The following is a 12,288-nucleotide window of genomic DNA, read 5'->3' on the forward strand; positions in this document are numbered from 1 at the left end:
AAGCCCTGCAAGGCACGGGAACCCGTCACTAGGATCGAACCGTTGATCCGATACCAACGCACCTACGGGGCTCCCCGCCCCTGAACACCATTGGGAGGACTCGTGGGAGTCAGCCTCAGCAAGGGCGGCAACGTATCGCTGTCGAAGGAGGCCCCGGGACTGACCGCGGTCATCGTCGGTCTGGGATGGGACGCCCGTACCACCACCGGCGTGGACTTCGACCTCGATGCCAGCGCCATCCTCACGAACGCGGACGGCAAGGTCAGCTCCGACCAGAACTTCGTGTTCTTCAACAACCTGAAGAGCCCGGACGGCTCGGTGGAGCACACCGGCGACAACATCACCGGTGAGGGCGAGGGCGACGACGAGCAGATCAAGGTCAATCTCGCCACCGTTCCCGCCGACATCACGAAGATCGTGTTCCCGGTCTCCATCTACGAGGCCGAGAACCGTCAGCAGTCCTTCGGGCAGGTCCGCAACGCGTACATCCGCGTGGTGAACCAGGCCGGCGAGGCGGAGATCGCGCGCTACGACCTCTCCGAGGACGCCTCGACGGAGACCGCGATGGTCTTCGGCGAGCTCTACCGCAACGGCGCCGAGTGGAAGTTCCGTGCCATCGGCCAGGGCTACGCCTCGGGCCTGCGCGGCATCGCGCAGGACTTCGGCGTCAACGTCTGAGTCCGCAGGCCCTCGGGCATCCCGGTCCGGTGCCGCACCGCCTCGGTGCGGCACCGGACCGTCCGTACCAAAAAGAAGATCGCACCTCGGGAGGACCAGCATCATGGGCGTCACGCTCGCCAAGGGGGGCAATGTCTCCCTCTCGAAGGCCGCACCGAACCTCACACACGTGTTGATCGGGCTCGGCTGGGACGCGCGCTCCACCACCGGAGCCGACTTCGACCTCGACGCCAGCGCCCTGCTGTGCAGCGGCGGCCGTGTGCTCGGGGACGAGTGGTTCATCTTCTACAACCAGCTCAAGAGCCCGGACGGCTCCGTGGAGCACACCGGCGACAACCTCACGGGTGAGGGCGACGGCGACGACGAGTCGATCCTGATCGACCTCGCCAAGGTCCCCGCCGTGGTCGACAAGATCGTCTTCCCGGTTTCCATCCATGACGCGGACAATCGCGGCCAGACCTTCGGCCAGGTCGGCAACGCCTTCATCCGTGTCGTCAACCAGGCCGACGGCCAGGAGCTCGCCCGTTACGACCTCTCCGAGGACGCCTCCACCGAAACGGCGATGATCTTCGGCGAGGTCTACCGCTACAACGCCGAGTGGAAGTTCCGTGCAGTCGGTCAGGGGTACGCGTCGGGCCTGCGGGGGATCGCGCTCGACTTCGGGGTCAACGTTTCCTAGACCCACCTGTATCAGCCGAAGGCGGCCCCTTAGACTTCGTGGTCAACAGTAGGTAAAGCCGAGTGCGGCACGAGGGTTGCGCACCCCGAGCCACCGCTTGGGGGTGCCCCCACCACACGATGATTGGGTAGCCAGTGCTTCTGAAAACCTTCGGCTGGTCGTTCGCGATCACCGTGCTAGGGCTGGCGGCGGCGGCCGCCTACGACGGGTGGACCGCCTTCGGGATCGTGGCGATCCTGGCCGTCCTGGAGATCTCGTTGTCCTTCGACAACGCGGTGGTCAACGCCGGGATCCTGAAGAAGATGAATGCCTTCTGGCAGAAGATCTTCCTCACGGTCGGCGTCCTGATCGCCGTCTTCGGCATGCGGCTGGTCTTCCCCGTCGTGATCGTCGCCATCAGTGCCAAGATCGGCCCGATCGACGCGGTCGATCTCGCGCTGAACGACAAGGACCAGTACCAGCAGCTGGTCACCGACGCCCACCCGTCGATCGCGGCCTTCGGTGGCATGTTCCTGCTGATGATCTTCCTCGACTTCATCTTCGAGGACCGGGACATCCAGTGGCTGCGCTGGATCGAGCGGCCGCTGGCCAAGCTCGGCAAGGTCGACATGCTGTCGGTCTGCATCGCCCTGATCATTCTGCTGATCACCTCCATGACCTTCGCGGTCCACGCCCACCAGCACGGCGGCGGACACGTCGACAAGGCACAGACGGTGCTCATCTCCGGCATCGCCGGCCTGATCACTTACATGATCGTCGGCGGCCTCTCCGGCTACTTCGAGGACAAGCTCGAAGAGGAGGAGGAGCGCGAACACGAGGAAGAGGAGGAGGCCGAGCGGACCGGCAAGAAGAAGCCGGCCGTCGTCCTCGCCGGCCAGGCCGCGTTCTTCATGTTCCTCTACCTGGAAGTGCTGGACGCCTCCTTCTCCTTCGACGGCGTCATCGGCGCCTTCGCCATCACCAACGACATCGTGCTCATGGCTCTCGGCCTCGGCATCGGCGCCATGTACGTCCGGTCGCTCACGGTCTACCTGGTCCGCCAGGGCACCCTCGACGACTACGTCTACCTGGAGCACGGCGCGCACTACGCGATCGGCGCTCTGGCGGTCATCCTTCTCGTGACCATCCAGTACGAGATCAACGAGGTCATCACCGGACTCGTCGGCGTCGTCCTGATCGCCTGGTCCTTCTGGTCCTCCGTGCGCCGCAACAAGGCGCTCGCCGAGGCCGAGGGAAAAGGCCCGACCTCGGACGAGAAGGCTGAGGTCTCGTCCGGGGTGTGACACCCCTCCGGCTGAGGAACGCTCTGAGCGGGGCGGCTGTCGAGGACGAGTCCTCGGCAGCCGCCCCGCCGCATACCGACGGACGTGGGGGGCCGAATGGGCATCTGGCAGGACCTGTGGCGCGGCCGCTCGGCGGACTTCGACTCCGGCAGCGCGGCGTCCAACTCCATCGAAATGACCAAGCGCAACCACACGGTCTCACTCACCAAGCAGGGCGCGGCCAGCGGCAACCTCCGCATCAACCTGTCCTGGCGGATGCGCACCTCCGACATCGGCGGGCCGCAGCGCGGCAGCCTGCTGCGCCATCCCTTCCGCACCTTCAAGCCGGAAATGGTCCAGGCGCACACCCAGAGCATGGTCAACGTCGACCTCGACCTCGGCGTCATGTACGAGCTGACGGACGGCACCAAAGGCGTAGTCCAGCCGCTCGGCAGCTTCTTCGGCGAACTCAACGCCCCGCCGTTCGTGAAGCTCAGCGGCGACGACCGCTTCGGTTCCGGGTCGGGCGAGACGGCCTACGTCAACCTCGACCACCGCGACGACATCAAACGCCTGCTGGTCTTCGTCTACATCTACGACCAGACCCCGGCCTTCGACCGTACGCACGCCGTCATCACGCTCTATCCGAGCAACGGCCCGCGCATCGAGATCGGCCTGGAGGAACGCCATCCGCAGGCCCGTTCCTGCGCCGTCGTCATGATCGAGTGCGACAAGGGCGAGGTGACCGTACGCCGCGAGGTCAGGTTCGTGTACGGCTTCCAGGCCGAACTCGACCGTCTCTACGGCTGGGGGCTCCAGTGGGGCCGCGGCTACAAGTCGAAGGCCGGCCGTTAGCGGCCGGCCGCTCGTGCCCACGTCCGCCGGACTCAGCGGGACAGGAACTGCGGTCCCTGCGGCGGCAGCCGGAAGTCCGGGTCCGGCCCGGAGCCCACCGCCTGCGGGAAGCCGTACGCGGGCTGCGTGGCCGGCGCGCTCTGCGGTTGCGGGTAGCCGTAGGCGGAAGGATCCGCCTGCCTGCCGGCCGGCTGCGGGTAGCCGTACGCCGGGCCGGTCGCGGCCGGGGCGGCGGGCCCGGGATAGCCGTAGGCGGGCTGCTGCGGGACGGGGGCCGGCTGCTGGGTGACCGGGGCGGAATGCTCGGGCGGCAGCGGCTGCGAGGTCTCGGGAGCCGTGGCGGGCGAGGCCCAGGCGGTCGGCTCCGGCGCGGAGGCGGCCGCGGCCGCCTCCGACTCGTCCACCGAGATCCCGAAATCGGTCGCGAGCCCCACCAGGCCGTTGGAGTAGCCCTCGCCGAGCGCCCGGAACTTCCATCCCTCACCGCGCCGGTACAGTTCGCCGCAGATCAGCGCGGTCTCCGCACCGGTCTCCGGCTTGATGTCGAAGTACGCCAGGGGTTCACCGTCCGCGACGGCCGCGTCGTACAGCAGAATGCGCAGATCACGTACGCGGTCGAAGGTGACGTCATCGGCCGATGCGACCAGGAGAATCTGTCCGACGCCGGGCTCGACACCCGTCAGATCCGTCTGGATCGTGTCGGTGAGGCCCTCGGCACCGCGCTTCTTGCCGAGCCGCCACACCTTGCCCGACGGATGGCGGGGCTGGTTGTAGAAGACGAAGTCCTCGTCGGATCGCACACGACCGTCGGGGCCGAGGAGCAGCGCGGAGGCATCGACATCGGGGACACCCTGACCGGGCGTCCAGCGCAGGACGGCGCGCACCGCTGTAGCGTCCAGCGGGACGTTCGACCCTTTCAGCATCGCGTGCGTCATGCGGTCATCCTGCCCTGTCGGTCCTGGTCACGACAATGCGGGGTCGTTCGCGAACCGGCCGGTGTTGGACATGGCGCAGTTACCTGAACTTCACGCCCGGTGGGAATCCCTGACATGGATAAGTACGTACTATTACCGGCCACATCACATTCGGCCACCTAGCCGCCGCGGGGGAGTCCCATGCGTCATTTCGGTCACGTCACCCCGGTGGAACGGCAGCGCCTCTTCCACCGCGAGCCCGGAGTCTTCACCTCCGACTCTCCGGCCAGAGTGCTCGCCGCCGCCCTCGGCGCGACGCTGTACAGCCCGGCGACCCGGCCGACACTGGCCGACGACATCGTCAAGCAGACCACGCGCGGTGTGGTCTCGATGGTGCTGTGCCTGGAGGACTCGATCGACGACTCCGAGGTCGTCGGTGCCGAGGAGAACCTGGTCCGCCAGTTCACCGACCTCGCGGCCCGCCCGGACACCGGCGAACCGCCCCTGCTGTTCGTCCGCGTCCGCCACCCCGAGCAGATCCCCGATCTCGTACGGCGCCTCGGCCCCGCCGTCCGGCTGCTGTCCGGCTTCGTGATGCCGAAATTCACCGAGGACCGCGGCACCCCCTTCCTGGAGGCCCTCGCCGACGCCGAGGCGGAGAGCGGCAGACGGCTGTTCGCCATGCCCGTCCTGGAGTCGCCCGAGCTGCTCTACCGCGAATCACGCGTGGAGACCCTGGAGGGCATCTCCCGCGCCGTCGACAAGTACCGCGACCGCGTGCTCGCGCTGCGCCTCGGCGTGACGGACTTCTGCTCCTCGTACGGACTGCGCCGCGCCCCCGACATGACCGCCTACGACGTTCAGGTGGTCGCCTCCGTGATCGCCGACGTGGTGAACATGCTGGGGCGGGCCGACGGCACCGGCTTCACCGTCACCGGGCCCGTGTGGGAGTACTTCCGCGTCCAGGAACGCATGTTCAAGCCGCTGCTGCGCCGCAGCCCCTTCCTGGAGGGGGAGGCGGAGGAACTGCGCGAGAGGCTGCTCGAACACGCGATGGACGGACTGCTGCGCGAGATCGCCCTCGACCAGGCCAACGGCCTGATGGGCAAGACCTGCATCCACCCCTCGCACGTGCTGCCCGTACACGCGCTGTCCGTGGTCAGCCACGAGGAATTCAGTGACGCCCAGGACATCCTCAGGCCCGAGCGCGGCGGCGGGGGTGTACTGAGGTCGGCGTACACGAACAAAATGAACGAGGTGAAGCCGCATCGCGCCTGGGCCGAGCGCACCCTGCTGCGTGCCGAGGTCTTCGGGGTCGCCCACGAGGACATCGGCTTCGTCGAGCTGCTCACCGCCGGACTCCCGGCGTGAGCCGGCCCGGCCGAGCGACGCGCACCCCCGACAGCAAGGAACAGATGAACATCCCAGCTCATGACCCGAACCACCCCGACGGCGGCAGCGGCCCGGACGGCACGAACAGCCCGGACCCCGCGGACGCCACGGACGCCGCGGTGTGGACCGGGACCTGGGTCGCCGAGCGGCTCGGCGTCGAGCTCGTCGGCGACGAAGGGCTGAAGGGCCTGCTGGGACTCGCGCTGCGGCGCAACCCGAAGCGGGCCCACCTGCTCGTCTCGAACGTCCTCGGCAAGCATGTGCCGCAGTCGCCGGCCGTGGTCCACGGGTACGGCGTCGAGCTCGGCCACCGGGTACGTGAACTGCTGGGCACCGAGGACGCCCGCGCGGCCGTCGTCCTCGGGTACGCCGAGACGGCCACCGGGCTCGGCCACTCCGTCGCGGACGGGATCGGCGTCGCCCCCTACCTCCACTCCACCCGGCGCCCGGTCCGCGGGGTCCGGCGGGCGGGCGGCTTCGAGGAGTCCCACTCGCACGCCACCTCGCACCTCCTCCTCCCCGAGGACCCGGGCCTGCTCGCGGGCTCCGGCCCGCTGGTCCTCGTCGACGACGAGTTCTCCACCGGCAACACCGTCCTCAACACGATCCGCGACCTGCACCGGCGCTACCCGCGCGAGCGGTACGTCGTCGTGGCACTGGTCGACATGCGCTCCGAAGCCGACCACGCCCGCTTCGAGAAGTTCGCCGGCGACATCGGCGCCCGCGTCGACCTGGTCGCGGCCGCCTCCGGCACGGTGCGCCTGCCCGAGGACGTCCTGGCGAAGGGCACCGCCCTGGTCGCCCGGCACGAACCGGCGGCACCCGAGACCCCCGCCCCCGCGAGCCCGGCCGTCCGTGTCGGCCTCGGCTGGCCGCACGGCCTCCCCGACGGCGGACGGCACGGGTTCACCCCCGGACACCGAATACGCCTGGAGGCGGCCCTGCCCGCCATGGCGGCACGGCTCGCCGACGCCCTGCCCGACGGCGCGAGCCGCGTCCTGGTCCTGGGCTTCGAGGAACTGATGTACGCGCCGCTGCGACTGGCCGGTGAGCTGGAGCGGGCGGTCCCCGCCGAGGTGCGCTTCTCCACCACGACCCGCTCCCCGGTGCTCGCCCTCGACGACCCCGGCTACGCGATCCGCAGCCGCATCGCCTTCCCGGCCCACGACGCCCCGGACGACGGCCCCGGCGAGCGCTACGCCTACAACGTCGCGGGCGCCGGCTTCGACGCCGTCGTGGCGGTCGTCGACTCCACCGCCGACACCCCCGAACTGCACGCACCCGACGGCCTGTTGGCACAGTTGGCGGCGCACACCCCGCACGTCCTGCTCGCCGTCGTGCCCTCGTACGTCCCCGTACGGCCGTCCACCGAAAGGCCCTCCATGCTGCCCGAGCCCCTCCGCGGCCCCGCCTTCTCCTCGTACGCCCCCGACGAGGTCGGCTGGCTGCTCCAGGACCTGTCGGACGTGACGCTGGAGGCGCCGACCGAGGAGCGCGAGGAGGCGATCCAGAGCGGCGGCGCCCACTACGCCGAATCGCTGCCGGTCGAGTACCAGCCGAGCGCCGAGTACCAGGACCTGTTCCGCGCCGCCCTCGACACCTCCGCCGCCCGGATCGCCGAGGCCGTCGGCGCCGTGACCGAACTCGTGCTGGCCGACCGGTCCCCGCGTCCCGTCCTGGTGTCCCTGGCCCGCGCCGGCACCCCCGTCGGCGTCCTGATGCGCCGCTGGGCCCAGCACCAGCACGGCCTCGACCTGCCGCACTACGCCGTCTCGATCGTCCGCGGCCGCGGCATCGACGCCAACGCGCTGCGCTGGCTCGCCGCCCACCACGACCCGGCCGACGTCGTGTTCGTCGACGGCTGGACCGGCAAGGGCGCCATCACCCGCGAACTCGCCGACGCCATCGAGGAGTTCGAGGAGGCCGAAGGCATCACCGGCTTCGACCCGGAGATAGCGGTGCTCGCCGACCCGGGCTCCTGCGTGCGCACGTACGGCACCCGCGAGGACTTCCTCATCCCCTCCGCCTGCCTCAACTCCACCGTCTCCGGGCTCATTTCACGCACCGTCCTGCGCTCCGACCTGGTCGGCGAACACGACTTCCACGGCGCTAAGTTCTACCGCGAACTCGCTGGCTCCGACGTCTCCGTCGAGTTCCTGGACGCCGTCGCCGCACATTTCCCCGACGTCGCCGAATCGGCCCGCGACCGGGCGAAGGAACTCCTCGCCGCCGACCGCGAACCCACCTGGGAGGGCTGGGCCGCGGTCGAGCGGATCAGCGAGGAGTACGGCATCCACGACGTGAACCTCGTCAAGCCGGGCGTCGGAGAGACCACCCGGGTGCTGCTGCGCCGGGTCCCCTGGAAGATCCTCGCGCGCGCCGGAGCGGGCGCCGACCTCGACCACGTCCGGCTGCTCGCCGGGCAGCGCGGGGTACCCGTCGAGGAGGTCGAGGAACTCCCGTACACCTGCGTGGGGTTGATCCACCCGAAGTACACGCGTGGCGCGACCGGTGCCGACGGCAAGGCGGTGACCCTCTGATGTCCGCGCCCAAGGTGCTCGTCGCCAGCGACCTCGACCGCACGCTCATCTACTCCTCCGCCGCGCTCGCCCTCACCATGCCGGACGCCCGCGCGCCCCGGCTGCTCTGCGTCGAGGTGCACGAGAGCAGACCGCTCTCCTTCATGACGGAGACGGCCGCCGCACTGCTCACCGAACTCGGCGACCTCGCGCACTTCGTGCCGACCACGACCCGCACCCGCAAGCAGTACCAGCGCATCAACCTGCCCGGCCCGGCCCCGAAGTACGCGATCTGCGCCAACGGCGGGCACCTGCTCGTCGACGGTGTCTCCGACCTCGACTGGCACACGGTCGTGAAGGAGCGCCTCGCGTCCGAGTGCGCGCCGCTCGACGAGGTGCGCGAGCACCTGGAGGCCACCGCGGACCCGGAATGGGTGCGCAAGCACCGGGTCGCCGAGGACCTGTTCGCCTATCTGGTGGTGGAGCGCGAGCTCCTCCCCGAGGAGTGGGTCAAGAACCTGGCCGTGTGGGCGGAGGAGCGCGGCTGGACGGTCTCGTTGCAGGGCCGCAAGATCTACGCCGTGCCCAGGCCGCTCACCAAGAGCGCGGCCGTGCGCGAGGTCGCCCGCCGCACCGGAGCCGTCCTCACCCTCGCCGCCGGGGACTCGCTGCTCGACGCCGACCTGCTGCTCGCCGCCGACCGCGGCTGGCGTCCGGGCCACGGTGAACTCGCCGAGGACGACTGGACGGCACCGGCGGTCACCGCGCTGCCGGAGCGGGGTGTCGCGGCGGGGGAGCGGATCCTGCGCGAGTTCGTGGGCATCTGCGCCGGCCGTGGTCCCGGCGCCGGTGGCGTCCCCGAAGCGGTCTGACAGGCACACGGAACCCGGTTCCGTTCCCGTGCGAAGGCGCGGGTGTGCCGGGGGAGTTCCCTCCGGCACACCCGCGCCTTCGCACGCTTCCGGCACAGCCGCCTGCGCGCTCCTGGCACGCCCGGCCAGATCCCTGAAGTGCCCAGGTTTCAGCGCCCACTTCCCGCGCCCGGTTCATGAACAGGTGAGCGGTATTCATAAATTCATGCGATGCGGGCGAATGGATCGCCTGTAGGCCGTTTCGTGGGTGACGCGCCCGGTTCGGGCCATCCCGGGGGATGTGTGGAACTTGGTCCCGGTGCCGTCCTGTTGGTGTGACCGAGACCATGGCGCGGCGAACGTGCCGGTGAGGATTCGGACGTTGGCGAGGAGTTGGTAAGAAATCCCCCGCGATCAGCCGCAGCACCCGCCGCCGCAACACCCGCCTCCGCCGCCGCCCGAACGCGGTGCGGGTGCCGGCGCGGACGCCGAACCACCCCGGGCGACGGCGACCGTCGACAGCAGTTTGACGGTGTCGCCGTGCCCGGCGGGGCATGCCGCGGGGGCGGCCGATTCGGCCATGGGGCGGGTCAGTTCGAAGGTGTCGCCGCAGGTCCGGCAGCGGTACTCGTAGCGAGGCATGCGCACAGGCTATCCGGAACGGGCCGCCGTCCGGAGGGCTCGGCGGCGTTCGCCGTGCGTGGCGCGACGAGGCTTCCGGAGAGGGAGTGACGGCCGCTCGCGCAGGGTGAACCAGTGAACTCCGTTGACCTCTGAGCTTTTTTGTCTCGTCACTGATCGAAGGGATTGCATTGGTCGCTGATAATTTAATAGGGCCGCGACGAGCCGCAAGGTCGGGGAGGGGGGCTCGCAGCCGCGAAAGCGGCCGCTGCAACTACCCGCGCGCGCAGATCCGGAGTGCGGAGGGAGACGCAGTCGTGACCAGGACCCGGCATCACAACGATGCCTCGAATCCCCTGTCTTTGGGCCGCCGAGGCGAGGGAGCGCGCCGTGGCTGACGCATCCGGACCGCAGCGCGGTCGCGGCAGCCGTCGCAAGCCCTCGCAGCCCTCCGCGCCGGCCCGGCTGGCCGCACGCCTCACGCCGTACGCCCGGCGCCTCAAGCCCGCCTATCCACGCCCCGGCCGGACCGGCCTGCGGCGCTGGCTGCCCTCCTGGCGGCAATGGCTCGGCGCCTTCGCGCTGTCCATAGGCCTGAGCGGTTCGCTGCTCGTCATTGCCTACGCGGCAACGGACATACCCCAGAACCTGAACACATATGCCACCCAGCAGGACAATGTCTACTTCTGGTCGGACGGCACCCCGATGGCCCGTACCGGCTGGGTACGACGCCAGGCCATGCCGCTGAAGGACATACCCGAGGACGTGCGCTCGGCGGTCCTCGCGGCGGAGAACGAGAGCTTCTACAGCGACCCCGGCATCTCCGCCAAGGGTCTGGCCCGCGCCCTGGTGAAGACGGTCGGCCAGGGGGACACCCAGGGCGGCTCCACCATCACCCAGCAGTACGTCAAGAACGTCTATCTGACCCAGAACCGTTCGGTGACCCGCAAGTTCACCGAAGCCATGATCGCCCTCAAGCTCGACAACAAGATGAGCAAGGACAAGATCCTCGAGGGCTATCTCAACACGAGCTGGTTCGGACGCGGCACCTACGGCCTCCAGCGCGCCTCGCAGGCCTACTACGGCAAGGACGTGAGCCGCCTCAACGCCAGCGAGGGCGCCCTCCTCGCCTCGCTCCTCAAGGGCGCCGGCCTCTACGATCCGACCCTGAGCAAGGCCAACCACGAACGCGCCGTGGAACGTTGGTCCTGGATCCTCGACCGCATGGTCAAGACCGGCAAGCTCTCGGCCGCCGAGCGGGCCAAGTACACGAAGTTCCCCGAGCCGATCAAGCAGAGCGGGAGCTACGACACCGGAAAGCAGACCGACTACCTGGTCCAGCTGGCTACCCAGTACGCCAAGAAGGCCGGGCACATCTCCGACCGGGACTTCGACCTCGGCGGCTACCAGATCTACACGACCTTCGACCGCAAGCGCGAGACCGCGCTCACCGACGCCGTCGCCAAGGCCCGCAAGCAGGCGAAGAAGGACGACCCGGACAACGCGAAGGCCGCCCACTACGGTGCCGCCTCGATCGCCGACGACGGCCGGATCCTCGCCGTCTACGGCGGCCCCGACCACCGTAGACAGGGCTACAACGAGTCCAACGCGACCACCGTCCCCGCCGGTTCGGCCTTCCTGCCCTTCGTCTACGCGGCCGCCCTGGAGAACGGCGTCCACAAGACCCGCGAGGGCGCGGCCACACCGGTCACCCCCGAGACGCTGTACAACGGTGACGACGGCGTCCCGGTCAGCACACCCGAGGGCCCCTACTGGGACCGCGGCGGCAAGAAGGTCGCCGCCCACAACGAGGGCAACCGCAACTACGGCCAGATCTCGCTGCGTTCGGCGCTCGCCCAGAACGTGAACACCCCGTTCATGCAGCTCGGCATGGACGCCGGCCTGGACAAGGTGCGCGAGACCGCCGAGGCGTCGGGCCTGCTCCCCTCCAGCATCGGACCGCAGGTGCCGGGCATGTCCCTCGGCGCCGCCACCCCCAGCGCGATCCGCATGGCCAGCGCCTACGCCACCTTCGCCGCCGACGGAACGCACTACGAGCCGTACTCGGTCCGCCGCATCACCCGCAACGGCTCCCGCGTCCGGCTGGACATGCCCGCACCCCACCGCGCGATGCGCGCCGAGGTGGCCCGCCAGGTCACCGAGGCGCTCGCGGACTCCTTCCGCATCGGCCACCCGGGCGCGGCCCCCCTCTCGGTGAAGGTGGCCGGCAAGCGGGGCGCCACGCTGGACGACAAGGCCGCCTGGTACGCGGGCTCGAACGATTCCGTGTCGACGGCGGTGGTCCTGTACCGCATCGACCTCACCAAGAGCCTCGAACCGCTCCCGCTCAAGGGGATCGCCGGCGCACCCGTCGCCGACGTGCCGTACGGCATCTGGTCCGGTGCGATGAGCCCGCTTCGCTGATCCCGTCGGCCGACCGTCCGGCTCGGCCCCCGCCGACGGCCACCCGGTGGCCGCGCCACGCTCCTTCCGTCCCCCTCGCAGAATGTGCCCCGT

10 protein-coding genes are annotated in these 12,288 nt (G+C 69.7%); 8 read left to right on the forward strand and 2 right to left on the reverse strand.

Annotated features, from left to right (window positions below):
* The first annotated feature begins 102 nt into the window (after positions 1–102).
* The 4 genes from OG780_RS28530 (at position 103) to OG780_RS28545 (ending at position 3,474) form a co-directional block, all read left to right on the forward strand.
* Positions 103–678 (forward strand): TerD family protein, encoded by a 576-nt coding sequence (locus tag OG780_RS28530; protein ID WP_261702495.1) that lies wholly within the window; start codon positions 103–105, stop codon positions 676–678.
* Between the two features lie 103 nt (positions 679–781).
* Entirely contained in the window at positions 782–1,357 is a 576-nt protein-coding gene (locus OG780_RS28535) for a TerD family protein (protein ID WP_328452882.1), read from the forward strand.
* A 134-nt stretch (positions 1,358–1,491) separates the two neighbouring features.
* The gene (locus tag OG780_RS28540; protein WP_328452884.1) at positions 1,492–2,640 is read left to right on the forward strand and encodes a DUF475 domain-containing protein; all 1,149 of its coding nucleotides are present in this window, start codon (positions 1,492–1,494) and stop codon (positions 2,638–2,640) included.
* Positions 2,641–2,736: 96 nt separating this feature from the next.
* A complete protein-coding gene (locus OG780_RS28545; RefSeq protein ID WP_328452886.1) occupies positions 2,737–3,474 on the forward strand; it encodes a TerD family protein in 738 nt (245 codons plus the stop codon).
* Positions 3,475–3,506: 32 nt separating this feature from the next.
* Here the strand turns inward: OG780_RS28545 and OG780_RS28550 are convergent, their stop codons facing one another.
* Positions 3,507–4,409, reverse strand: coding sequence for a TerD family protein (locus tag OG780_RS28550; RefSeq protein WP_328452888.1), 903 nt, complete (start codon positions 4,407–4,409; stop codon positions 3,507–3,509).
* A gap of 180 nt (positions 4,410–4,589) precedes the next feature.
* Between OG780_RS28550 and OG780_RS28555 the strand changes: the two genes are divergently transcribed.
* The 3 genes from OG780_RS28555 to OG780_RS28565 are packed head-to-tail and all read left to right on the forward strand — an operon-like array spanning position 4,590 to position 9,171.
* On the forward strand, positions 4,590–5,759 hold the full coding sequence (locus tag OG780_RS28555; RefSeq protein WP_328452890.1) for an HpcH/HpaI aldolase/citrate lyase family protein: 1,170 nt from the start codon (positions 4,590–4,592) through the stop codon (positions 5,757–5,759).
* Positions 5,760–5,803: 44 nt separating this feature from the next.
* Positions 5,804–8,320 (forward strand): phosphoribosyltransferase, encoded by a 2,517-nt coding sequence (locus OG780_RS28560; protein ID WP_328452892.1) that lies wholly within the window; start codon positions 5,804–5,806, stop codon positions 8,318–8,320.
* Complete coding sequence (locus OG780_RS28565; RefSeq protein WP_328452894.1) at positions 8,320–9,171, forward strand: HAD family hydrolase; 852 nt, start codon at positions 8,320–8,322, stop codon at positions 9,169–9,171. The genes OG780_RS28560 and OG780_RS28565 overlap by 1 nt, the downstream gene beginning before the upstream one ends.
* A gap of 393 nt (positions 9,172–9,564) precedes the next feature.
* On the opposite strand, the gene OG780_RS28570 is transcribed toward OG780_RS28565, so the two are convergent.
* Complete coding sequence (locus OG780_RS28570; protein ID WP_328452896.1) at positions 9,565–9,792, reverse strand: FmdB family zinc ribbon protein; 228 nt, start codon at positions 9,790–9,792, stop codon at positions 9,565–9,567.
* Positions 9,793–10,113: 321 nt separating this feature from the next.
* Here OG780_RS28570 and OG780_RS28575 point away from each other — a divergent pair, with 321 nt between their 5' ends.
* Positions 10,114–12,195 carry a transglycosylase domain-containing protein gene (locus tag OG780_RS28575; RefSeq protein ID WP_443062220.1) on the forward strand — a complete coding sequence of 694 codons (2,082 nt, stop codon included), beginning with the start codon at positions 10,114–10,116 and terminating at the stop codon, positions 12,193–12,195.
* Positions 12,196–12,288 lie beyond the last annotated feature (93 nt).

It is taken from the genome of Streptomyces sp. NBC_00386, assembly GCF_036063235.1.
Taxonomy (GTDB): domain Bacteria; phylum Actinomycetota; class Actinomycetes; order Streptomycetales; family Streptomycetaceae; genus Streptomyces.

Coding starts and splice junctions, on each gene's coding strand:
- OG780_RS28535 (WP_328452882.1), top strand. CDS start 782: ATGGGCGTCACGCTCGCCAAGGGGGGCAATGTCTCCCTCTCGAAGGCC.
- OG780_RS28545 (WP_328452886.1), top strand. CDS start 2,737: ATGGGCATCTGGCAGGACCTGTGGCGCGGCCGCTCGGCGGACTTCGAC.
- OG780_RS28550 (WP_328452888.1), bottom strand. CDS start 4,409: ATGACGCACGCGATGCTGAAAGGGTCGAACGTCCCGCTGGACGCTACA.
- OG780_RS28555 (WP_328452890.1), top strand. CDS start 4,590: ATGCGTCATTTCGGTCACGTCACCCCGGTGGAACGGCAGCGCCTCTTC.
- OG780_RS28560 (WP_328452892.1), top strand. CDS start 5,804: ATGAACATCCCAGCTCATGACCCGAACCACCCCGACGGCGGCAGCGGC.
- OG780_RS28565 (WP_328452894.1), top strand. CDS start 8,320: ATGTCCGCGCCCAAGGTGCTCGTCGCCAGCGACCTCGACCGCACGCTC.
- OG780_RS28570 (WP_328452896.1), bottom strand. CDS start 9,792: ATGCCTCGCTACGAGTACCGCTGCCGGACCTGCGGCGACACCTTCGAA.
- OG780_RS28575 (WP_443062220.1), top strand. CDS start 10,114: ATGCCTCGAATCCCCTGTCTTTGGGCCGCCGAGGCGAGGGAGCGCGCC.